At 72.6% G+C, this 21,312-nt stretch carries 18 protein-coding genes and 1 pseudogene; 7 read left to right on the top strand and 12 right to left on the bottom strand.

Features of this window, described 5'->3' with window-relative positions:
* Positions 1–25 precede the first annotated feature (25 nt).
* The 7 genes and pseudogenes from HNR25_RS14710 to HNR25_RS14680 all read right to left on the bottom strand — a co-directional run bounded on the left by HNR25_RS14710 (position 26) and on the right by HNR25_RS14680 (position 6,858).
* The gene (locus HNR25_RS14710) at positions 26–1,027 is read right to left on the bottom strand and encodes an ABC transporter ATP-binding protein (RefSeq protein ID WP_017542332.1); all 1,002 of its coding nucleotides are present in this window, start codon (positions 1,025–1,027) and stop codon (positions 26–28) included.
* A gap of 333 nt (positions 1,028–1,360) precedes the next feature.
* Positions 1,361–2,125 (bottom strand): crotonase/enoyl-CoA hydratase family protein, encoded by a 765-nt coding sequence (locus tag HNR25_RS14705; RefSeq protein ID WP_184635951.1) that lies wholly within the window; start codon positions 2,123–2,125, stop codon positions 1,361–1,363.
* A 73-nt stretch (positions 2,126–2,198) separates the two neighbouring features.
* Positions 2,199–2,972 (bottom strand): SDR family NAD(P)-dependent oxidoreductase, encoded by a 774-nt coding sequence (locus HNR25_RS14700; RefSeq protein WP_184635949.1) that lies wholly within the window; start codon positions 2,970–2,972, stop codon positions 2,199–2,201.
* A 209-nt stretch (positions 2,973–3,181) separates the two neighbouring features.
* Positions 3,182–4,243: an ROK family glucokinase gene (locus tag HNR25_RS14695; protein WP_184635947.1), complete on the bottom strand. Its 1,062-nt coding sequence runs from the start codon at positions 4,241–4,243 to the stop codon at positions 3,182–3,184.
* Between the two features lie 46 nt (positions 4,244–4,289).
* On the bottom strand, positions 4,290–5,114 hold the full coding sequence (locus tag HNR25_RS14690) for a hypothetical protein (RefSeq protein ID WP_017542336.1): 825 nt from the start codon (positions 5,112–5,114) through the stop codon (positions 4,290–4,292).
* A gap of 108 nt (positions 5,115–5,222) precedes the next feature.
* A pseudogene (locus tag HNR25_RS14685) lies at positions 5,223–5,366 on the bottom strand (zinc-binding dehydrogenase); the annotation flags it as partial.
* 130 nt (positions 5,367–5,496) lie between these two features.
* Positions 5,497–6,858 (bottom strand): KamA family radical SAM protein, encoded by a 1,362-nt coding sequence (locus HNR25_RS14680; protein WP_026128863.1) that lies wholly within the window; start codon positions 6,856–6,858, stop codon positions 5,497–5,499.
* A 387-nt stretch (positions 6,859–7,245) separates the two neighbouring features.
* Between HNR25_RS14680 and plsX the strand changes: the two genes are divergently transcribed.
* Both plsX and argS read left to right on the top strand, forming a co-directional pair.
* The gene (gene plsX / locus HNR25_RS14675; RefSeq protein WP_051061226.1) at positions 7,246–8,349 is read left to right on the top strand and encodes a phosphate acyltransferase PlsX; all 1,104 of its coding nucleotides are present in this window, start codon (positions 7,246–7,248) and stop codon (positions 8,347–8,349) included.
* Between the two features lie 78 nt (positions 8,350–8,427).
* Positions 8,428–10,161, top strand: a complete 1,734-nt coding sequence (gene argS, locus HNR25_RS14670) for an arginine--tRNA ligase (RefSeq protein WP_017542339.1) — start codon at positions 8,428–8,430, stop codon at positions 10,159–10,161.
* Between the two features lie 30 nt (positions 10,162–10,191).
* Here the strand turns inward: argS and HNR25_RS26545 are convergent, their stop codons facing one another.
* A complete protein-coding gene (locus tag HNR25_RS26545) occupies positions 10,192–10,959 on the bottom strand; it encodes a cellulose binding domain-containing protein (RefSeq protein ID WP_184635943.1) in 768 nt (255 codons plus the stop codon).
* A 193-nt stretch (positions 10,960–11,152) separates the two neighbouring features.
* Positions 11,153–11,779: a hypothetical protein gene (locus HNR25_RS14660; RefSeq protein WP_184635941.1), complete on the bottom strand. Its 627-nt coding sequence runs from the start codon at positions 11,777–11,779 to the stop codon at positions 11,153–11,155.
* 407 nt (positions 11,780–12,186) lie between these two features.
* Here HNR25_RS14660 and HNR25_RS14655 point away from each other — a divergent pair, with 407 nt between their 5' ends.
* Positions 12,187–12,804, top strand: a complete 618-nt coding sequence (locus HNR25_RS14655) for a YceI family protein (RefSeq protein ID WP_017542342.1) — start codon at positions 12,187–12,189, stop codon at positions 12,802–12,804.
* Between the two features lie 212 nt (positions 12,805–13,016).
* Here the strand turns inward: HNR25_RS14655 and HNR25_RS14650 are convergent, their stop codons facing one another.
* Entirely contained in the window at positions 13,017–13,940 is a 924-nt protein-coding gene (locus HNR25_RS14650; RefSeq protein ID WP_312862547.1) for a ribokinase, read from the bottom strand.
* 180 nt (positions 13,941–14,120) lie between these two features.
* The gene (locus tag HNR25_RS14645) at positions 14,121–14,918 is read right to left on the bottom strand and encodes an exodeoxyribonuclease III (RefSeq protein ID WP_017542345.1); all 798 of its coding nucleotides are present in this window, start codon (positions 14,916–14,918) and stop codon (positions 14,121–14,123) included.
* Between the two features lie 198 nt (positions 14,919–15,116).
* On the opposite strand from HNR25_RS14645, the gene HNR25_RS14640 reads away from it, so the two are divergent.
* From HNR25_RS14640 to HNR25_RS14625, 4 genes are all read left to right on the top strand, one after another.
* Positions 15,117–15,839, top strand: coding sequence for a response regulator transcription factor (locus tag HNR25_RS14640; protein WP_017542346.1), 723 nt, complete (start codon positions 15,117–15,119; stop codon positions 15,837–15,839).
* Positions 15,840–17,246, top strand: a complete 1,407-nt coding sequence (locus HNR25_RS14635; RefSeq protein ID WP_184635939.1) for a sensor histidine kinase — start codon at positions 15,840–15,842, stop codon at positions 17,244–17,246.
* Between the two features lie 172 nt (positions 17,247–17,418).
* Complete coding sequence (locus tag HNR25_RS14630) at positions 17,419–19,356, top strand: acyl-CoA dehydrogenase family protein (protein WP_184635937.1); 1,938 nt, start codon at positions 17,419–17,421, stop codon at positions 19,354–19,356.
* Positions 19,357–19,429: 73 nt separating this feature from the next.
* Positions 19,430–20,638 carry a winged helix-turn-helix domain-containing protein gene (locus tag HNR25_RS14625; RefSeq protein WP_184635935.1) on the top strand — a complete coding sequence of 403 codons (1,209 nt, stop codon included), beginning with the start codon at positions 19,430–19,432 and terminating at the stop codon, positions 20,636–20,638.
* Positions 20,639–20,671: 33 nt separating this feature from the next.
* Here the strand turns inward: HNR25_RS14625 and HNR25_RS14620 are convergent, their stop codons facing one another.
* Positions 20,672–21,235 carry a GNAT family N-acetyltransferase gene (locus tag HNR25_RS14620; RefSeq protein ID WP_017542351.1) on the bottom strand — a complete coding sequence of 188 codons (564 nt, stop codon included), beginning with the start codon at positions 21,233–21,235 and terminating at the stop codon, positions 20,672–20,674.
* Positions 21,236–21,312: the final 77 nt, after the last annotated feature.

Raw genomic sequence — 21,312 nt, 5'->3', positions numbered from 1 at the left:
GTGGGCGTTCGGGCGCGGGTGCGCCTCAGTCGGATCCCGGTCCGCCGGAGACCACCTCGGCGGCCCCCTCGGCGACGCTGAGGAAGACGTCCTCCAGGGAGGCGCTGCGCAGCTCCAGCCGGTCCAGGGCCGTGCCGCTGCTCCGGGCCCACTCCAGCAGCGGCTCCATGGCGCGGTGGGCGCGGCGGTCGGCGTCGTCGCCGCGCACGGTGTAGCAGACCCAGGCTTCACCGCCGCGGAGCTCGGCCGCCGCGGTGGCGCCCGGCAGGGCGGGCAGGTCCTCGAAACGGACGCCGGCGGGCATGCGGAAGGCGATGCGGTCGCCCCACCGGACGACGACGTCGCGCACGGTGCCCTCGGCCCTGGTCTCGCCGCGGTGCATGATGGCCAGCCGGTCGGCGAGGCGCTCGGCTTCCTCCAGGTAGTGCGTGGTCAGCAGGATGGCCATGCCCTCGCGGACCAGGCCGGCGATGGTGTCCCACGTGGCGCGCCGCGCCTCGGGGTCCATTCCGGTGGTCGGCTCGTCCAGGAAGAGCGCTTCGGGCCGCGAGAGCACGGCCAGCCCCAGGTCGAGCCGGCGCTTCTGCCCGCCGGAGAGCTGGCGCACCTGCACCCCGGCCTTGTCGGTGAGCCCCGTCAGTTCCAGTACCGCGTCGCGGTCCATGGGGTCGGCGGCGAGGTCGCGGGAGAGGTCGACGGTCTCGGCCGTGGTCAGCTCCGGGAACAGCCCGCTGTGCTGGAGTACGGCGTCGACACGGTCGCGCAGCTCGGGCGGCTGCCCGTAGGGGTCGGCGCCCAGGACGCGGACCGATCCCGCGCTGGGGCGGCGGAACCCCTCCAAGGTCTCGACGGTGGTGGTTTTGCCGGCGCCGTTGGTGCCCAGCAGCGCGAACAGTTCCCCCCGCCCGACGTCGAAGGAGATCCCGCGCACCGCTTCGAAGTCGCCGTAGTTCTGCCGCAGGTCGCGGACGCTGATGGCGTGCTCGCCGGAACCGGTCCCGGTCGGCGGCTGCTCTGCTGTGCTCATGGGAACGATTCTTCCGCCGCGCCCCCGTCCGGCCCAGATTCCGATGTCACCGGCCGGCCGTGAAGGGTGCCCGTGTCCGCGCATGACAGCTGTCATGGCCGGGGTTCCGCCTCCACCACGAGTACACGGTCACCGCCCTCAAGGGAGCGGCACGAGAGGACTGGGACGCGCTCACGGCGGATCCGACGTTCACCTACCGGTCCCGACTATCGCGGGGTTTTCACCGGCACGGCTCTCCGGAAAGCGGTGCTACCCTCGCGCTCTTTTTCGGCGGACCGGCGACCGCAGCGCGGCGGACGGGGTCCGCCCGCCGCGCTGGAACCGGCTACGGGCTCATTCGCCCTTCCACTGCGGCGCGCGCTTCTCGGCGAAGGCCGCCGCGCCCTCCATGGCGTCGTGGCTGACGAACACCGGGCCGGCGATCTCGTCTTGGCGCTGCCACATCTCCTCGCTCGACCAGTCGTCGGAGGCGCCGATGACCTCCTTGGAGACGGCGACCGACATCGGGGCGTTGGCCGCGATGCGCTCCGCGAGTCCGCGGGCGCCCTCCAGCGCGCCTCCCGGAGCGGTCACGCTGTTGACCAGGCCCAGCTCGGCCATGCGCGGCGCATCGACGAAGTCGCCGGTCAACGCGAACTCCATGGCGATGTTGCGGGGGATGCGGCGCTGCAGGCGCAGCAACCCGCCGCCGCCGGCCACCAGCCCGCGCTTGACCTCGGGGATGCCGAACTTCGCGTCGTCGGCGGCGACCACCAGGTCGCAGGCCAGTACCGCCTCGAAGCCCCCGGCCAGCGCGTAGCCCTCCACCGCCGCGATCAGCGGCTTGCGCGGCGGCCGCTGGGCGAAGCCGGCGAAGCCGCGCCCTTCGACGGTGGGAACCTCGCCCTGCATGAACGCCTTGAGGTCCATGCCCGAACAGAAGGTCTCCCCCGCGCCGGTCAGGATGCCCACGACCAGGTCGGTACGGGAGTCCAGCTCGTCCAGGGCCGCGGCGACGCCCTGGGCCACGGCGGCGTTGACCGCGTTCTTGGCCTTGGGGCGGTCGATAGTGATGACGGCGACGCCGTTTTCGGCGGTGAAGCTCACCTCGTCGCTCATCGCGCTCCTTTACTCGGTCGGCGTGGTGGACGGCGGGGAAGCGCCGGACGCGCCCGCCCCGCCGCGGACGGCACTACTTCGGCGGCATCCGCAGGCCGCCGTCGAGCCGGACGGTCTCGGCGTTGATGTAGCCGTTCTCGACCAGCGCTCGGGCCAGCTTGCCGAATTCGCCGGGCGTACCCAGGCGCTTGGGGAACGGCACCGGGGAGGCCAGGCGCTGCTTGAACTCCTCGGACTCGGGGCCCTCGCCGTAGATCGGCGTGTCCAGAATGCCGGGCGCGATGGTGTTCACGCGGATGCCGGCGGCGGCCAGGTCGCGGGCCGCGGGCACGGTCATGCCGATGATCCCGCCCTTGGAGGACGAGTAGGCGATCTGGCCGATCTGGCCTTCGAGGCCGGCGACCGACGCCGTGTTGACGATCGCGCCGCGCTCGCCGTCCTCGGTGGCGGGCTCGTTCTGCGACATCGCCGACGCGGCCAACCGCAGCACGTTGAAGGTGCCGATCAGGTTGACCTCGACGACCTTCTTGTAGCTGGCGAGGTCGTGGGGCGCGCCCGCCTTGTCGACGGTGCGGGTGGCCCAGCCGATCCCCGCGCACGACACCGCCACGCGCAGCGGCTTGCCGGTGCCGACGGCCGCCTGCACCGCCGCCTGCACCTGCTCCTCGTCGGAGACGTCGGTGGATACGAACACGCCCCCGACCTCCTTGGCCAGCGCCTCGCCGCGCTCGCTGTTCAGGTCGGCGACGACGACGGTCGCACCCGCCGAGGCGAGTTCCTTGACGGTGGCTTCACCCAGCCCGCTTGCGCCGCCGGAAACCAGGGCGGCAACTCCATTCAGCTCCATGTGCGGCACTCTACAGACCCCGCACCGCGCCGACTAGAACGAGGTTCGGTTTATCCGGACGCGCGTGCCCCGGCCCCGGTCACCGGGTGTAGGCGGCGGGGCCGGCCGGGCGTCCGTCCGCGCGCGGTGCCGGGCCCCGGACCGGGAGCCGGCCGCTCGGCCGCGGTTCCGGGCACCCGACCGATCACGTCCGGCGGGATCGGACGGATTCACCACCGGCGGCCGGGGATGCGGACCGCGCTGCCGATGCGGCTCTGCCGGCGGCCCTGGCGCCGGCGCGGCAGCGCGTCCCGGGCCAGGTCGGCGGCCCCGATGAGCCCGGCCTGGTTGCCCAGCTCGGCGGGCACGACGCCCGGCTCGGGCCGGTAGCCGCGCCCCGTCAGGGCGCGCCGGAACGCCCGTCTGGCCGGACCCAGCAGCAGCTCCCCGCTCTGCGAGACACCGCCGCCGATGACGAACAGCTCCGGATCGAACGCCGCCGCGAGATTGGCCAGGCCCGTCCCCAGCCAGTCGCCCGCCTCCTCCAGCAGCTCCACACAGGCCATATCGCCGCTGCGCGCCAGCTCGCTCACCAGACCACCGGTGATCCGCGACGGGGTGCCGGCCGCGGCGCTCAACAAGCCCCGCGCCATCGGAGAATCCGCGGCGGCCAGCTCGCGCGCCTCACGGGTGACCGCGTTCCCGCTGGCGTACTGCTCCCAGCAGCCGCGGTTGCCGCACTCGCAGCGCAGACCGCCGGGCACCACCGTCATGTGCCCGAACTCCCCGGCCATGCCGTGGCGGCCGCGGTAGAGCTCGCCGCCGATCACGACCGCGCCGCCGATCCCGGTACCCAGGTTGACCACCACCGTGTCGGCGGCACCGCGCCCGGCTCCCACCCGGGCCTCGGCCCACGCCGCGGCGTTGGCGTCGTTCTCGACCACCACCGGCAGATGCAGCCGGGTGCGCAGCGACTCGCGCAGCGGCTCCTCGCGCCAGGACAGGTGCGGCGCGAACAGGACGGTGGCGCGCTGCTCGTCGACGAATCCCGCCGCGCCCACGCCGACCGCGCGCACCGGATAGTCGCGCCGCAGTTCGGCGACGATGCCGGCGATGGTGTCCTCGACGATTTCGGGGCTCTTGCTGCGGTCGGGGGTCTCGGCACGGGAGCGCGCGAGGATGCTGCCGCCGGGGGTCACCACTCCGGCCGCCACCTTGCTGCCGCCGATGTCGACGCCGATCACCAGCCCGCGGTGCCGGTTCCGGGCGGTGTGCTCGCGCGAAGAAGCCATCGTCGGACCACTGTAGACGACCCCGGCCGCCTCGCCCGGGAGGTGCTCAGCCCGTCCGGGAGAGCACGGACGGGTCCCCCGCCCCGCGGCCGGCCCCCGGATCGGCGGGCGGCTCCAGGTCGTGGCGCCCGGCGATGAGTTCCTGGACGCGGATCTTGGCCTTGATCAGGGGCCGGCGGACGCGCAGGTCACGGCGGATCGCCTGGTCCAGTTTCGCCGAACCGTCCGGATAGCGCCAGCGCGCCCACGGTGATCCGGGCACGGCCAGGCGCACGGCCGCGACGATCGAGATCGCCGGCAGGAACACGCCGGTCAGCCCGGTCCAGATCTTGCCCTTGAGCAGACTGACGACCGACCCCGCCAGGTTGACCAGGGCCAGCGCCAGCAGCCCCGCCTGGATCCCGGTCTCCCAGCCGCCGGAGCCCGCGCTGTGCAGCCAGCCCCACCCGAAGGGGCGCAGCCCTGTCAGAAGCAGACCCGTCAGCGCCACGGCGACGAACACCGCGTCCACCGAAGCGCGGCCCTTCTCGGTCCAGTAGACGTCGCGCAGATGCAGGATCAGCGCGAACTCGTCGAGCACCAGCGCCGATCCCAGCCCGAACAGCGCCGCGGCGACGGCGATCGGCACGCCCTGGCGGTCGGGGACCACCAGCGCCGCGACACCGCCCACCATCATCAGGCCCACGCCGAAGACCACGTGGTGGATGTGCAGGCCGCCCGGCCGCAGATCGCCCGGCCACCAGCGGACACCGGCGCGGATCATCCGCACGCTCATCCGGATCAGCAGGAAGCCGGCCACGAACGCGACGAAGAAGCAGAAGAGCGGCAGGCGGCCCGTCGCGACGACGGTGCTGCCGAACCAGTCGACCATCGGACTCCTCGAGTGCGATACCGGCCCAGGGGAGATGGGGGAGGCCGCACCCAACACTACGTCGCACGGCGGGAAAGCACCGACCCGCTCGTGCCCACGGCCGCCGTTTCAGCGGATCGACAGTCGGGTCCGTCCGACGGCCGTGCGGGCCTGCAGAGATCGATGCGCGTCGGCGGCCTCCTGCAGTGGGAAGGTCTGTCCGATGACGGGCCCGACCCGACCCTCCGCGGCCAGGTTCACGGCCTGCTCGGCGAACTGTTTCGCCGTAGTCGTGCTTCAGGTCAATCGGAATCAGGGTGCTCGGTCGCGGCCGAGCCCGTTCGCTCGGCCGCGACCGAATGAACCCGGACGAGCCCGCCGCCGGGCGTCCGGGAGCCCTCCGTCAGGCGCGGGCGGCGCCGACGAGGGCGGCGTCCTCGCGCGGGGCCTGCTCATGGGGGAAGCGTGTCGCCCCGAGAGCGGGCTGCAGATCGGACAGCCACGCGGCCTTGTCGTCATAGCGGGCGAAGAAGGGCTTGCCCACCAGTTCGGGGTCGCGTGCCTGGATGAAGTGGCACACGAAGACCTTTTCGCCGGCGACCTCGGTGATCCCGTCGATGCACACCTTGCCGGGCGTGGCCGACATGGAGGGCCCGCGCACGGTGCGGGCCAGGCCGGAGACGCCGGCGAAGGCGACGCGGAAGATCTCGTAGGCCTCGGCCAGCGGGACGGCGAAGTAGTCCTGAGGTCCCGTGTCGCGCTCGACGAACATGTAGTAGGGCACCATGCCGTAGCGGACGTGGGAGCGCCACATGCTCGCCCAGGTCGCCGAGTCGTCGTTGATCGTGCGGATCAGCGGCGCCTGGGTGCGGATGACGGCCCCGGTGTCGCGGATGCGCCGCACCGCGTCCTGGACGAGAGCGGGCGCCATTTCGTTGGGGTGGGAGAAGTGCGCCATGAACGCGAGGTTCTTGCCCGAAGCGACGACCTCCTCGAACAGGCGCAGCGTGTCGTCGGCGTCGGGGTCGGTGGTGAAGCGCTGCGGCCAGTAGCCCAGCGCCTTGGTGCCGATGCGGATGGACTCCAGGGTCTCCACGGCCAGCAGCGGCTCGATGTAGCGGCGCAGCACCGAGTCGCCCATGATCATCGGATCGCCGCCGGTGAACAGGACGCTGGTGACCTCGGGGTGGTTGTGCAGATATTCGACCAGGTGGTCGATCTCGCCGGAGGCGAACTTCAGGTCGGGTTCGCCCACGAACTGCGCCCAGCGGAAGCAGTAGGTGCAGTAGGCGTGGCAGGTCTGCCCCTGTTTGGGGAAGAACAGCACGGTCTCCTGGTACTTGTGCTGCATCCCCTCCAGCGGGTCCTTGTCGCCGGTGGTGGGGACGTTGAGCTCCATCTGCCCCGCCGGGTGCGGGTTGAGCCGGCCGCGGATCTCGTTGGCAGCCGTATTGACCTCCTGGCGCGAGGCGTCCCGGCGGATCAGGTCGGCCATGCGCGCGACGTCGGTCTCGGGCAGCATGTCCGCCTGAGGGAAGACCAGCCGGTAGATGGGGTCGTCCGGCGCGGCGTCCCAGTCGATCAGCTCGTCGACGACGTAACTGTTGACCCGGAACGGCAGCACCGTGGCGACGGCCCGGACCGCGAGGCGGTCGGCCTCACCCAGCCCGGCGCGCGCCGTGAGCTCGTCCAGGTGCTTCGTCGTGTAGGCACGAAACCGACGTCCGGCGGACGGGGACGGTGCCGCGTCGTGCGTCAAGCTCACGTGTCTCCTCTCCTGGTGGCGACGGCCAGCCGTGCACGGGGAGCAGGGCAGGCGGTAGCCGGGGAGCCCGCGGTCGGCGAGCTTCCCTGGTCGTACGTCGGCGGGTTGTGCAGTCGGCAGCCGGGCGATGCGATCGCCCCGAACCGGCTGGAAAAGGGTCATACCCGAACCCGTGTGGTTCGTACCCGCTTTGCGGGCGCCAACCGCTGAGCAGGGCCCTTTCGGGCACGGTCGGCCGATCCGCACACGGCGGCCGGTACACGGCAGCGTAACGTGGTCCGCATACGGTCGGGACTGCCCGTGTACAGCTACGCCGCCGGCGGCTTCGGGGCCGCGCGGCGCCGGGACGGTCCGGACCGGTGCTTTCGTGAATCGAGGGAGGGGCGCGTGAGCACACCCCAGTCGGGGCGCGGCGTGCACAGCGGACCGGTCATCGCTCTGGACGCCATGGGAGGCGACCACGGCCCCCGGGAAGCCGTACGGGGCGCCGTGCAGGCGGTCCGCGAACACGGGCTGAGCGTGGTGCTGGTGGGCCGCCGGCCCGAGCTCGCAGGGCTGCTCGCCGAGGAGGACGCGGCCGGCGCCGTCCCGATCCGGCACGCCGAGGACACGTTGACGATGCACGAGGGTGCGCTGGCCAGCTGGCGCCGGCCCCGCTCCAGCATCGCCGTGGCCTGCCGGCTCATCCGGCAAGGCGAGGCGAGCGCGCTGGTCTCGACCGGATCGACCGGCGGCGTGGTCACCACGTCGACGGTGCGGCTGCGCACCCAGCACGGGATCATGCGCCCGGCGCTGGCGGTGTCGCTGCCCACACGCCCGCGCCCCACCGTTCTGCTCGACGCCGGCGCCAATGCCGACGCCAAGCCCGAGATGCTGGTGCAGTTCGCCCACTTGGGCGCCGCCTACGCCCGAAGCGCCTTCGGGACCCGGAACCCGAAGGTCGCGATGCTCACCATCGGGGCGGAACCGGGCAAGGGCAACCGGTTGGCGCGCAAAACCGCCGATCTGCTCACCGCCGCGGCCGCCCAGGCGCCGCAGTCCCAGCGGTTGGATTTCCGGGGCAACGTCGAGGGCCACGACCTCCTGGCGGGCGAGGTCGACGTCGTCGTCACCGACGGATTCACCGGCAACGTCGCGCTGAAGACGGTCGAAGGCGCCGTGCGCTTCACCATGGACGCCGTCACCGAGGCGATGACCTCCAGCACCGCGGCCAAAGCGGGGGCATTCCTGCAGCGCAAGGGGCTGCGGGAGCTGCGCAACCGGTTGGACAGCGAAACCTACGGCGGCGCGGTGCTGCTGGGCCTCAACGCCAGTGTGGTCATCGCCCACGGCGCCAGCCGGGCTCCGGCGGTCGAGCGGGCCTGCCGCCTCGCCCACGACCTGACCTCGGGGGGAATCGGCGAGGAAGTGCGCAGCCGCGTGCAGGCCGGGGCGCGCTCGGCGCGGCGATCGCGCACCGGGTCGGGCGGCGAGGACCAGCCCGCCACCTAGGGCGGGGCGCGGCACCGCCCGGGCGCCCCGAGCGCAGAACCGAACACGGGCGGTTTAGCAGCTCGGTAGGCTTGCACCATGGCCGCCCCGCAGGAGACTCTCGCAGCACGGGTCCAGTCCGCTCTCGGCGCAGCTCTCGGCGCCGAATTCGCCGGAACCGACCCCGTCATCCGCCCGTCCCAGTTCGCCGACTACCAGGCCAACGCCGCGTTGGCGCTGGCCAAGCGCCTCGGCCGGGCCCCGCGCGACGTCGCGACCGACATCGTCGCGCAGCTGGACGTCGACGACCTGTGCCGACACGTCGAGATCAGCGGCCCCGGCTTCGTCAACCTGACGCTGCGCGACGACTGGATCGCCGCGCAGGCCCAAGATCTGCTGAACGACCCGCGGGCGGGGGTTCCGAAGCAGGAGTCCGAGACCGTCGCGATCGACTACTCCGCGCCCAACGTCGCCAAGGAGATGCACGTCGGGCACTTGCGCACCACCGTCGTGGGCGACTCTTTGGTGCGCGTGCTGGAGGCGCTGGGCCACGACGTGGCCCGCCAGAACCACATCGGCGACTGGGGCACCCCCTTCGGCATGCTGATCGAGCACCTGCTCGACGCCGGCGAGGGATCGGCCGAGGCGGAACTCGTCAAGACCGACCCCAACGCCTTCTACCAGGCGGCGCGCGAGCAGTTCGACGCTTCCGAGGAGTTCGCGGCGCGGGCACGCAAGCGCGTCGTCGACCTCCAGGCGGGCGACGGCGAGACGCTGCGGCTGTGGCGGGAGCTGGTCGACCTCTCCACGGTGTACTTCAACCGGATCTACGACAAGCTCGACGTCACGCTCACCGACGCCGACCTCGCCGGCGAGAGCAAGTACAACGACCTGCTGCCCGGCATCTGCGAAGAGCTGGAGCGCGAGGGCATCGCCGAGATGAGCGACGGCGCGCTGTGCGTTTTCCTCGACGGCTATACCGGGCGCGAAGGCAAACCGGTGCCGCTGATCGTGCGCAAGAGCGACGGCGGCTACGGTTACGGCACCACCGACCTCGCCACGGTCAAGTACCGCGTCGAGGAGCTGGGCGCGCGCCGGCTGCTGTACGTCGTCGGCGCGCCGCAGTCCCTGCACCTGCGGATGGTGTGGGAGACCGCCCGCAAGACGGGGTGGCTGCCCGAGGACGTCGAGCCCGTCCACGTGCAGATCGGCAACGTGCTCGGCTCGGACGGCAAGATCCTGCGCACCCGCAGCGGAAAACCGCTGCGGTTGATGGAGCTGCTGGACGAGGCGATCGAACGCGCGGCGGCGGTGGTCGCCGAGAACCGCCCGGATCTGGACGAGGCCACCCGCGCCGGCATCGCCCGCGAGGTCGGCATCGGCGCCGTGAAGTACGCCGACCTCTCGGTTTCGCACGACTCCGAGTACGTCTTCGACTTCGACCGGATGCTGGCGCTGCACGGCAACACCGGCCCCTACCTGCAGTACGCGACCGCGCGCATCCGGTCGATCTTCCGCAAGGGCGGTGTGGACCCGGCCGGCGCCACGGGGCCGGTGGCGGTCACCGAGCCCGCCGAGCGCGAGCTGGCGCTGGCGCTGCTGGGCTTCGGCCCGACGGTGGCCACCGTCGGCGCGACCCTGGAGCCGCACCGGCTGTGCGCCTACCTGTTCGACCTCGCGCAGGCGTTCACCGGGTTCTTCGAGCACTGCCCGGTGCTGCAGGCCGCGGATCCGGCGGTGCGCGAGTCCCGTTTCGCGCTGATCGCGGCCACGCTGCGCACCCTGGAGACCGGTCTGAACCTGCTGGGCGTGCGGGCACCGGAGCAGATGTAGCGCCGGGGCGGGGTTCCCGCGGCGGAGGGGTCAGCTCGCGGAGCAGCTCACCGCGGGCGTGCCGTTGTCGCCGCCGTGTGTGCCGATGATGCCGAATCCGGCGCTTTCGCCGTCGTCCAGCGAGCTGTCGCGGCCGACGCCGGTCGCGGTGTAGGAGCCTGATCCGCCGGAGACCTCGGCGTTCCACGACTCGTCGATCTCCTGGCCGTCGGGGAACTCGACGGTCACCGTCCAGCCGCTGATGGCCGCGTCGGCGCTCACCGAGACCTCGGCCTGGAAGCCGCCGGGCCACTCGTCGACGACGGAGTATCCGGCTTGGCAGCCCGCGCCGTCCTCCTCCGGTTCGGAGCCGCCGGCGGACCCGGTGCCGGATCCGCCGGATCCGCCGGATGCACCCGCGCCGTTCTCCCCGCCCCCGGAGCCGCCACCGCCGGAGCCGCCCGATCCGGAGTCGTCGCCCTCGCCGCCGCCGTCGCCGCCGCCGTCGTCCTGCGGTGCTTGCGCAGGGGTTTCGGGGGTGGCGGCGGGAGCCGCCGCCTCGGCGGAGGAGTGCTGCTCACCGTCGCCGACGGGGTCCGGGGTGGGGCTCGCGCCGGTGGAGCGCGCGGGTGCGGGCGGGTCGTCGACGTCCACCTCGGTGTCGCCGCCGCTCAGCGTCATGCCCATGATGAGCGCGGCGCCGCAGGCGAGGGCCGAGGCCGCGGCGCCGCCGGCCAGCAGGCGGCGCTTTCGGCGCTCCTTCCTGCGCCGAACGGTGCGCGTGATGGCGGGTTCGGCGTCTCCACGGTCGCTGCTCATACGGATCACCGGGTTCTCGGGGGCGGACGCGCCGGCGCCGGTTCCACCGAGTCCAGGGGCCCCGCGGCGCACAGGCCAGATCAGGGTACAACGTGCTCATTCCACGCGAAGGCGGGGCGATTCTTCCGGATCCGGCCACGGCCTCGGCGAACGGGGCGGCCGGAGGCGGTCTCCGCTCCGGCCGCCGTAGGCGTCATCCGCCGTAGCGGTCGCCGTAGTCGTCATCCCCGTAGTCGTAGTCGCCGTAGTCGTAGTCGCCGCTCTCCGGCGAACCGGTCGCGTACGGGCGATCACGGCCACGGTCGCGGTCGCGGTCGCGGTCGCGGTCGCGGTCGCCGTCGGCGTCGTCGCGCCACGGCGGGCGGCCCTGACCGGACCCGTCATCGTCGGACCCGTCGCCGGCGGGACGGTCGCCGGCGGTCCCGTCGCCGTCGCCGGAGTCCGGCCGCTCCCGGGTATCCCCGGATTCCGCGCCGCCGCCGGGATCCGCACCGGCCGCGTCGCCGCTCTCGTCCTGCTCCTCCTGCGCCGGCTCGGGTTCCGCCGCCGGCGCGGTCGCTTCGGCCGTGGTCTGCTGCTCGCCGTCGACGACCGGGGCCTCGGTCGGGCCGGCGCTCGTGTCGTCGGGGGGCGGCGGCTCGTCCACGCCGATCTCGGTGCCTTCGCCGCTGAGCGAAAGGATCACGGCGAACACGCCGCCGAAGGCCAGACCCGCCGCAAGAGTGCCCGCCGCAAGCAGCAGGCGCCTGCGGCGCCGCTCCTGCCGGCGCCTGACGGTCCGGGTCGGGACGGGCTCGGCGTCTCGGGTGTCGCTACTCATACGGATCGCTGACGTGTCGGGGATGGGCGCACCGGCGCCGGTTCCATAGTGTGCAGGGGATCCACGGCGCATACGCTCCACAAGAGTACAGCGCGGACATCGCCACCCTACGGGGACGATAGGCCCGGATCCGGCCAGTCCGCGAGCCGCGGGATCCGCGGGACCACCGCCGCTGCACGTGCGGGCGCGATGTGTGAGTCATACGACAACGGACCATGTGAAAGAGGACCGAAAGCGGCCTTTCACCGGGTGCCGATATCCCTTGATCGTCCCGGACCGGCGAATGGGCGCCGCACCTGTGCCGTGAACCGGCCGCGGGACCCCTGCCACGCGACCCGAGGAGCGGTGCAGTCCGACATTGAAACGGGATATTAGCCTGAGAGAGAACAAACGAGGGGAAAACAGACATGAACCCACTCCCGCCTGAGGGCTACGACTTCGGTCCCGCACCGGGCCATTGGCACCTGGATCCCATCCATTCCTGCCTCATCTTCGTCGCCCGGTACCTGCACTTCGGACGGGTACAGGGAACGTTCAGCGACGCCAAGGGCGCGGTCATGGTGGCCGAGGACCCCATGAGCTCCAAGGTCGACGTCAGCATCCGCGCCGCCTCGGTCAACACCGGCGTGCAGGCGCGCGACGACCACCTGCGCTCGCCGGACTTCCTCGACGTGGAGACCCACCCGGAGATCCGGTTCGCCAGCACCCGGATCGAGGAGCGCTCCCGGCAGAAGCGCACCTTCTTCCTGCACGGAGACCTCACGATCCACGGCACCACGCAGCCGATCACCCTGGAGTGCCAGTGGGCGGGGGAAGCCCCCGACTACGCCGACCCGGACACCACGTACGGCCACTTCTTCGCCGGCAACACCCAGGTCCGCCTGTCCGACTTCGGCATGGGCGACGGCGGGCCGCTGCCCTGGGGCGGCCGCCTGGTCGGCGATACCATCGACATCGTCCTGGAACTCCGCGTCCAGGACACCGACCCCATCCACTTCCTGCGCCAGATCGGCCACGTCGCCTGACGCGGCGCCCCGGTCCGCACGGGCTCCTCTCGCCCCCCGGACCGCCGCTCGGCGCACCCCGCGGCCCCGGCACGGCGGACGGGGACGCACGGTCCTGAGGACGCAGGCGCACGGCGCCGGCGCACCTGCCGGCGCAGCGCCGCGCCGACGGAGCCCGGATCCCGCCTCGTGCCGCGCGCGGCCGCGCGCAAGCCGGGTCCGGGGCTTCCGGCTCAGCCCCGAGCCAACAGCTCTTCGATCTCGGCGCGCTCCGGCATGGAGGGTGCGGCACCGTGCCGCCCGACGGAGACGGCGGCGGCCGCCGCCGCGAAACGCAGGCACTCCTCGGGAGAGCGCTCCTCCGCCCGGGCGACGGCGAACGCCCCGCAGAACGTGTCGCCGGCGGCGGTGGTATCGACCGGCGTCGCCGCGCGGGCCGGCACGTGGACCGGATCGCCGCCGCGCGCGCCGTACAGGGAGCCGTCGCCGCCGAGGGTGACGATGGCTTCCGGGACGGTGCGCAGCAGGGCGGCCAGCGCGGCACGCGGGTCGGTCTCACCGGTGATCTTCGCCGCCTCGTGCTGGTTGGGGACCAGCAGATCGACCTGTTCCAGCAGCTCGGCGGGCAGCTCACGGGCCGGCGCCGGGGTCAGCACGGTCGGCACCCCCGCGGCGCGTCCGGCGCGTGCTGCGGCGACGACGGCGTCCATCGGCAGTTCGAGCTGCAGCAGCAGGGCCGCGCTGCCCGCGATCAGTTCCCGGTCACCCGTGCGCAGGCCGGTGACCTCGGCGTTGGCTCCGGGGACCACGATGATGGAGTTGGCGCCGTCGGACTCCACGACGATGTGGGCGGTTCCCGAGGCCGCGCCCCGGGTGTGCAGCCCGGCGACCCCGACACCGCAGCCGACGAGGTTGGTGCGCAACTGGGTGCCGAACGCGTCCTCGCCGACGGCGCCCAAGAACGCGGCGGCGGCGCCGGCGCGGGCCGCCGCCACCGCCTGATTGGCCCCCTTGCCGCCGGGAACCTGGCGGAACCGGGTTCCGGTGACGGTTTCGCCCCTGCCCGGAGCGGTGTCCACGTAGGCGACGAGGTCCATGTTGACGCTGCCGAAGACCGCGATGCGCGGCCGGTGCGAGGGAGTGGTGGTCGAACTCACGCCCCGACCCTACCGGCCGGCCGCGGACCCCGGTCGTGTCCGCCGGCGCGGCTCGGAACCCGTCGGGTATGCGGGTGCCGCAGGGGGCCGCCGCCCGGCCCGGTCCCGCCGAGCGCGGGTTTTCACCGGCGCAGCGCGCCGGAGAACGGTGGAGACGCCGAGATCGTTTTCGGCGGCCCCTCAGGCGCCGCCGTCGAGGTCCACCATGACCGGGGCGTGGTCGGATGCGCCCTTGCCCTTGCGCTCCTCGCGGTCGATGACCGCCCCGGACACGCGTTCGGACAGCGCCGGCGAGACCAGCACGAAGTCGATGCGCATGCCCTTGCGCTTGGGGAACGACAGCTGCTTGTAGTCCCAGAAGGTGTACACCCCCGGTCCGGGGGTGTAGGGGCGCACGACCTCGGCGAACCCGGAGTCGACGAGGCGGGCGAACGCGTCGCGCTCGGGTTCGGTCACGTGCGTCTTGCCCTCGAACTCGGCCATGTCCCACACGTCGTCGTCCTGCGGGGCCACGTTGAAGTCGCCGCACAGCGCGAGCTGCGTCCGCGGGTCCTCGGCCAAGAGCTCGGCGCCGTAGGAGCGCAGCGCCTCCAGCCACCGCAGTTTGTAGTCGTAGTGCGGATCGTCGACCTCGCGGCCGTTGGGCACGTACAGGCTCCACACCCGCACGCCGCCGCAGGTGGCACCCAGCGCACGGGCTTCGGGGGCCTCGGTCTCGCCCCAGCCGGGCTGGCCCGGGAAGCCGGTCTGCACGTCCTCGATCCCCACGCGGGAGAGGACGGCGACGCCGTTCCACTGCGAGAGCCCGTAGTGGGCGACCTCGTAGCCGAGATCGGTGAAGATCTCGGTGGGGAACTGGTCGTCGCGGCACTTGGTCTCCTGCACGGCGGCGACATCGATGTCGCCGCGCTGCAGCCACGCCGCGATCCGCTCGCCGCGCGCCCGGACACTGTTGACATTCCACGTCGCGATTCGCACCCCGCCAGGCTAGCGCTGATTCCGTGTGTCGGGCGCCGATCTTGTAGCTACCGTCAAAGAAACCGGTTTCCCGTGACCGTAGCTACAAGATCGGCGCGATTCCCGAACATCCGCCGGCGTGCGCCCTGCCGCCCCCGGCTGCGGCATCATGGAAGGCCAGGCCGGAGGCCGCTCCGGAACCGCTCAGAGGTGGAATGCATGCGCGAGACCGCGACCCGCTCGCACGTCCTGGTAGTCGACGACGAGCCGAACATCCGCGACCTGGTACAGGCGGCGCTGCGCTTCCACGGTTTCAGCGTGGATACCGCCGAAACCGGTGGCGGGTGCCTGGCCAAGGCACACGAGCAGCGTCCCGACCTCATCGTGCTCGACGTCCTGCTACCCGACGTCGGCGGATTCGAGGTGTGCCGGCAGCTGCGCGACGCCGGCGACGAAGTCCCGGTCATCTACCTCACGGCGCGCGACACGCCCTCCGACACCGTCACCGGGCTGTCCCTGGGCGGCGACGACTACGTCACCAAACCGTTCTCCGTCGAAGCGCTCGTGGCACGCGTGCACGCGCTACTGCGGCGCGCCCGCCGCGACGACGGCGGCGACGCCGACCGCAACGACGAGGGCCTGCTGCGGGTCGACGACCTGGAACTCAACGAGCGCACCTGGAGCGTGCGGCGGGCCGGTGTGCCCATCGAGCTGTCGCCCACCGAGTTCCGCCTGCTCGCCTACTTGATGACCAACGCCGGCCGGGTGCTGAGCCGGGCGCAGCTACTGGAGAACGTGTGGGGCTGGGACTACGAGGGGCAGTCCCAGATCGTGGAGACCTATGTCAGCTACCTGCGCCGCAAGCTCGACCCGCTCGGGCCCGCGCTCATCCACACCCAGCGCGGCGTGGGCTACGCCCTGCGCATCCCGGACAGCGCCTAGATGAACAACCGCGGAGGACTGCGTCGGCGCCTGCTGGTGGGACTGCTCGCGGTGACCGGTACCGGGCTGCTGGTGACCTGTGTCGTGGGGTTTCTGACCCTGCGCAGCTTCATCACCGAACGCATCGACGCCCAGCTCCAGCTCACGGCCGAGCGGGCGATGGTGCGGCTGGACAACGACACCCCTCCCGCCGGCGTGGACGCGCCCAGCCCGTCGCCGTACTTCGTGGTCCTGCTGGACGACGACACCGGCGAGATCACCCAGGTCTACGGCGACAGCTACCGCGAGGACGTGGTGCTGGACCGCATCCGCACCATCCGGAGCGGCACCTGGCGCGACTACGGCGCGACGGGCGAGATCTTCGAACTGGACGGCGTCGCCCCCGACGTCGCGCCCTACCGCGCGACGGTGCGGCTGCGCCCGGACACGATCATGGTGGCGGGCGTGCCCACCGGCGACCGGGAGCAGTACCCCTGGCGGCTGGTGGTGACCCAGACGATCACCGCGGGCCTGCTGCTGGCCGGGCTGACGCTGGCGGGCCGCTGGCTGATCGGGCGCGGCTTGCAGCCACTGGACGCCATGGCCACCACCGCCAACCGCATCAGCGTGGGCTCGGACATGTCGGTGCGGATGCCGGGGCCGGGTTCGCACAGCGAGGCCGGGCGGCTGGCGGCGGCCATCAACACCATGCTCCAGCGCATCGAGGACTCCTTCGCCGCCCAGCGCGCGTCGGAGGAGCGGGTGCGGTCCTTCGCCGCCGACGCTTCGCATGAGCTGCGCACTCCACTGACCACCATCCGCGGCTACGCCGAGCTGTACCGGCAGGGCGCCATCCCCGACGGCGAGATGCCGGGGGCGATGGAACGCGTCGAGAACGAGTCCCGGCGCATGAGCCGACTGGTCGCCGAACTGCTGGAGCTGGCGCGCCTGGACCGCACGGGCGCGCTGCAGCGCAGCGAGACCGACCTGACCGTGCTCGCCGGCGAAGTCGTGCGCGACGCGCGTGCCCTGGAGCCCGGACGCGAGATCACGCTGGAGGCGCCCGGGGAACTGTGGTGCGACGCCGACGAAGCCCGGTTGCGCCAGATCCTGGCCAACCTCCTGGCCAACGTCCGCGAGCACACCCACGAGGAAACACCGGTGGTCGTCCGGTTGCGTTCGGAAGGCGAGACCGCCGTGCTGGAGGTCGCCGACCGCGGTCCGGGAATGGTGACCGAGGACCTGGGGCGCGCCTTCGACCGCTTCTACCGCAGCAACCGCACGCCGGGCAGCGGCAGCGGACTGGGCCTGTCGATCGTGCACGCCATCGCCGACGCGCACGGCGGCGGGGTCGACCTGGACTCGACGCCGGGGGAAGGCACCACGGTCACGGTGCGGATCCCGCTGCATGCCGCGTCGTCAACGTGACCCGGACCTGAAGGACCGGGCTTGGAGGTAGCGCCCTGCTGGCTGCCGGGTGCGGCGGGCCGGCGGCGCCGGTCGCGGTCCCATGCTTCACCCCGTCTACCGACGGGTAGGAGTGTGAGGCAGGCCACAGTCACCGTGGCGCCACGCTGTGCTGGTGAGGTGATCCGACGACATGACCGCGGTGAACCGCGATACCGCTGCCGAGCACGTCGACGGGCGGCAGGCCCGAGCCGTGGCCGAGGCCGCCCGCGACACCGAATGGCGCAAGCCCAGCTTCGGCAAAGAGCTCTACCTGGGCCGGCTACGCATGGACCTGATCCACCCCTACCCGCTCCCCTCGTCCGAATCGGTACAGGAGGGCGAGGAGTTCCTGGCCCGGCTGCGCGACTTCTGCTCCACGATCGACGCCCACCGCATCGAACGCGAGGACCGCATCCCCGACGAGGTCGTGCGCGGCCTCAAGGAGCTGGGGGCGCTGGGCATGAAGATCCCGCGGGCCTATGGCGGACTGGGGCTCAGCCAGCTCTACTACAACCGGGCCCTCACCCTCGTCGGCTCGGTCTGCCCCGCCATCGGTGCCCTGCTGTCGGCACACCAGTCCATCGGCGTCCCCCAGCCGCTGCGGATGTTCGGCTCCGAGGCGCAGAAACGCGCCTTCCTGCCCCGCTGCGCCACGACGGACATCAGCGCGTTCCTGCTCACCGAGCCCGACGTCGGCAGCGATCCGGCGCGGCTGCACGCCACCGCGACACCGGTCGAGGACGGCTCCGCTTACCTGCTCGACGGCGTGAAACTGTGGACGACCAACGGCGTGGTCGCCGACCTGATGGTGGTCATGGCACGGGTACCCGAAACGGACGGGCACCGCGGCGGCGTCTCCGCCTTCGTCGTCGAAAGCGGCTCCGAAGGCATCACCGTCGAGAACCGCAACACGTTCATGGGCCTGCGCGGTTTGGAGAACGGCGTGACCCGGTTCCACCGCGTGCGCGTGCCCGCCGAGAACCGGATCGGCGCGGAGGGCAAGGGCCTCAAGATCGCACTGTCCACGCTGAACACCGGCCGCCTGTCGCTGCCCGCGATGTGCGTCGGCGCTGGCAAGTGGTGCACGAAGGCCGCGCGCGAATGGGCGCGCGAGCGGGTCCAATGGGGCCGGCCGGTCGGCGAGCACGAGGAAGTGGCCAAGAAGGTCGCGTTCGTCTCGGCCACCACCTACGCCATGACCGCCATGCTGGACCTGGCCGGCCAGTTCGCCGACGACGAGCGCAACGACATCCGCATCGAGGCCGCCGTCGCCAAACTGTGGTGCTCCGAAATGGCATCGCAGGTCGCCGACGAACTCGTGCAACTGCGCGGCGGTCGGGGCTACGAGACCGCGGCGTCGCTGGCCGCCCGCGGCGAACGCGGCGTCCCCGCCGAGCAGACGCTGCGCGACCTGCGCATCAACCGGATCTTCGAGGGCTCCACGGAGATCATGCACCTGCTCATCGCCCGCGAAGCGGTCGACGCCCACCTGTCGGTGGCCGGCGACATCATCGACCCCGAGGCCGACGCCCGGGCCAAGGCGCGGGCGTTCGCCAAAGCGACCGGGTTCTACGCCACCTGGCTGCCCACCCTGGCGGTCGGCGAGGGGCAGCGCCCGGGCTCCTTCGGCGAGTTCGGTCCGCTGGCCGGGCATCTGCGCTACGTCGAGCGCGCGTCACGCAAGCTGGCGCGCTCGACCTTCTACGCGATGTCGCGCTGGCAGGGCAAGCTGGAGAACAAGCAGGGCTTCCTCGCGCGCGTGGTCGACATCGGCGCCGAACTGTTCGCGATGAGCGCCGTGGCGGTGCGCGCCCGCAGCGACCGCGAGCAGGACCCCGACCGCGGCCGCAGCGCCTACGAGCTCGCCGACGCGTTCTGCCGCCAGTCGCGGCTGCGGGTCGACGCGCTGTTCACCGCACTGTGGGACAACACCGACGACATCGACGGCAAGCTCAGCCGCCGCGTGCTGGACGACCACTACACGTGGCTGGAGGAGGGCATCGTCGATCCCTCCGCGCCCGGCCCGCTCATCGCCCCGGCCCGACCCGGCCCGTCGGCGAAGGCCGACGTCCACCGCACGATCGACTGACGGCACGAGGCCACCGGCCGGGCAGCACCGGCCGGTGGCCGACTGTCGCCGCCCCGGTCTAGTCTCGGACCCGATGCACGAACCCGCTTCCGCCCACCCCCGCCGCGACGCCGCGCTCTCCGCCTCCCAGGCCCGCCGTGTCGCACTCGCGGCCCAAGGCTTCGCCGATCCCCCGCCGTCGGGCAAACCCACCGCCCGCCATCTGCAACGGGTGATCAACCGCGTCGGGGCCGTCCAGATCGACAGCGTGAACGTGCTGGCACGCAGCCAGTACCTGCCGGTATTCGCCCGGCTGGGCCGCTACGACACGGCGCTGCTGGACCGCGCGGCCACCCGGCGCGGCGGACGGCTGGTGGAGTACTGGGCGCACGAGGCCAGCCTGATCCCGCCGGCCACGCACCGGCTGCTGCGCTGGCGCATGGAACGCGCCCGCAGCGAAGCCTGGGGCGCCATGCGCCGCACCGCCGACGAACATCCCGGTCTCGTCGCAGCGGTGCGCGAGGAGGTCGCGCGCACCGGCCCGGCCACCGCGCGGCGGATCGAGTCCGGACTGGAGCACGGATCCGCCCGTCCGCGCGAGCACTGGGGGTGGAACTGGTCGCTGGTCAAGAAGGCGCTGGAGTTCCTGTTCTGGTCCGGCGAGGTCACCACCGACGGCCGCACCGCCCAGTTCGAGCGGCGCTACGACCTCACCGAGCGTGTTCTCCCGGACGAGGTCCACGGCGCCCCCGATCCCGACCCCGCCGACGCGCGGCGCGAACTCATGGCGATCGCGGCGCGCTCGCACGGCGTCGGCACCGAGCAGTGCCTGCGCGACTACTTCCGGCTCGGCGCCGCCGAGGCCCGTACGGCGCTGGCCGAACTGGTCGAGGCCGGCGAGGTCGTACCGGTCGGCGTCGCCGGCTGGCAGCGGCCCGCCTATCTGCACCGCGACGCCCGCGTCCCGCGCAAGGTCGATGCCCGCGCGCTGCTGAGCCCGTTCGACTCCCTGGTGTGGGAGCGCTCGCGCACCGAGGCGCTGTTCGGTTTCCGCTACCGGCTGGAGCTCTACGTCCCTGCGGCCAAGCGTGTACACGGTTACTACGTGCTGCCGTTCCTGCTCGGCGAGGACCTGGTGGCGCGCGTCGATCTCAAGGCCGACCGCCGCGCCCGGCGGCTGCTGGTGCGGCGGATCGCGTTCGAGGAGCACGCGCCGCCCGGCGCCGCCGCGGAGCTGCATGCCCAGGCCGAGCGCATGGCCGCGTGGCTGGGCCTGGAGGAGGGCGTGCACTACGAAGGCTGATGCCGCCGCCGAAGACCCGGGGCCGCCCGGGCCTCACGCCCCCAGGGGCTTGGCCAGCTCCTCGAAGACCAGGTCGTCGCGCTTGGGCAGCCCGAAGCGCTCGTCGCCGTAGGGGAACGGCGCGGTCGCGCCGGTGCGCCGGTAGCCGCGGCGCTCGTACCAGGCGATCAGGTCGGTGCGCTGGCGCAGCACCGTCATCCGCATCGCGGCGCTGCCGAGCTCCTCGGCGGCGGTGCGCTCGGCTTCGGCGAGCACGCGGCGCCCGAGCCCGCCGCCCTGGGCGGCGGGGCTGACCGCGAACATGCCGAAGTAGGCGGAGCCGTCGCCGCCGTCGGCGAGCTCGCAGCAGGCCACAGGCCGCCCGTCGCGCTCCGCCAGCACCACCCGTGTATCGGGGCGCGCCAGCAGCTCGGCGATCTGCGCGGCGTCGGCGCGCTGCCCGCCCAGCAGGTCGGCCTCGGTGGTCCAGCCCTGCCGGGAGGTGTCGCCGCGGTAGGCGGAGTTCACGAGTTCCACCACGCCCGGGACGTCGCCGTCCCCGGCGGAGCGGAAGACGGGAGCGTCGCCGCCGTACCGTGCCCGTTCCCCGATGCTCACTTGCGCTCCTCTCGCTCGCGGCTCGCGCATCACTCTAACTGGGCGCCCACGAGCCGCTCCAGGGGCGAGGCACCGGT

This window comes from Streptomonospora salina, assembly GCF_014204715.1.
In the GTDB taxonomy this organism is placed as follows: Bacteria; Actinomycetota; Actinomycetes; order Streptosporangiales; family Streptosporangiaceae; genus Streptomonospora; species Streptomonospora salina.
This window is presented reverse-complemented; position numbering and strand designations above follow the sequence as displayed.

Coding starts and splice junctions, on each gene's coding strand:
- HNR25_RS14655 (WP_017542342.1), top strand. CDS start 12,187: ATGAACCCACTCCCGCCTGAGGGCTACGACTTCGGTCCCGCACCGGGC.
- HNR25_RS26545 (WP_184635943.1), bottom strand. CDS start 10,959: ATGAGCAGCGACCGTGGAGACGCCGAACCCGCCATCACGCGCACCGTT.
- argS (WP_017542339.1), top strand. CDS start 8,428: ATGGCCGCCCCGCAGGAGACTCTCGCAGCACGGGTCCAGTCCGCTCTC.
- HNR25_RS14690 (WP_017542336.1), bottom strand. CDS start 5,114: ATGGTCGACTGGTTCGGCAGCACCGTCGTCGCGACGGGCCGCCTGCCG.
- HNR25_RS14660 (WP_184635941.1), bottom strand. CDS start 11,779: ATGAGTAGCGACACCCGAGACGCCGAGCCCGTCCCGACCCGGACCGTC.
- HNR25_RS14695 (WP_184635947.1), bottom strand. CDS start 4,243: ATGGCTTCTTCGCGCGAGCACACCGCCCGGAACCGGCACCGCGGGCTG.
- HNR25_RS14710 (WP_017542332.1), bottom strand. CDS start 1,027: ATGAGCACAGCAGAGCAGCCGCCGACCGGGACCGGTTCCGGCGAGCAC.
- HNR25_RS14630 (WP_184635937.1), top strand. CDS start 17,419: ATGACCGCGGTGAACCGCGATACCGCTGCCGAGCACGTCGACGGGCGG.
- HNR25_RS14700 (WP_184635949.1), bottom strand. CDS start 2,972: ATGGAGCTGAATGGAGTTGCCGCCCTGGTTTCCGGCGGCGCAAGCGGG.
- HNR25_RS14635 (WP_184635939.1), top strand. CDS start 15,840: ATGAACAACCGCGGAGGACTGCGTCGGCGCCTGCTGGTGGGACTGCTC.
- HNR25_RS14705 (WP_184635951.1), bottom strand. CDS start 2,125: ATGAGCGACGAGGTGAGCTTCACCGCCGAAAACGGCGTCGCCGTCATC.
- HNR25_RS14625 (WP_184635935.1), top strand. CDS start 19,430: ATGCACGAACCCGCTTCCGCCCACCCCCGCCGCGACGCCGCGCTCTCC.
- HNR25_RS14640 (WP_017542346.1), top strand. CDS start 15,117: ATGCGCGAGACCGCGACCCGCTCGCACGTCCTGGTAGTCGACGACGAG.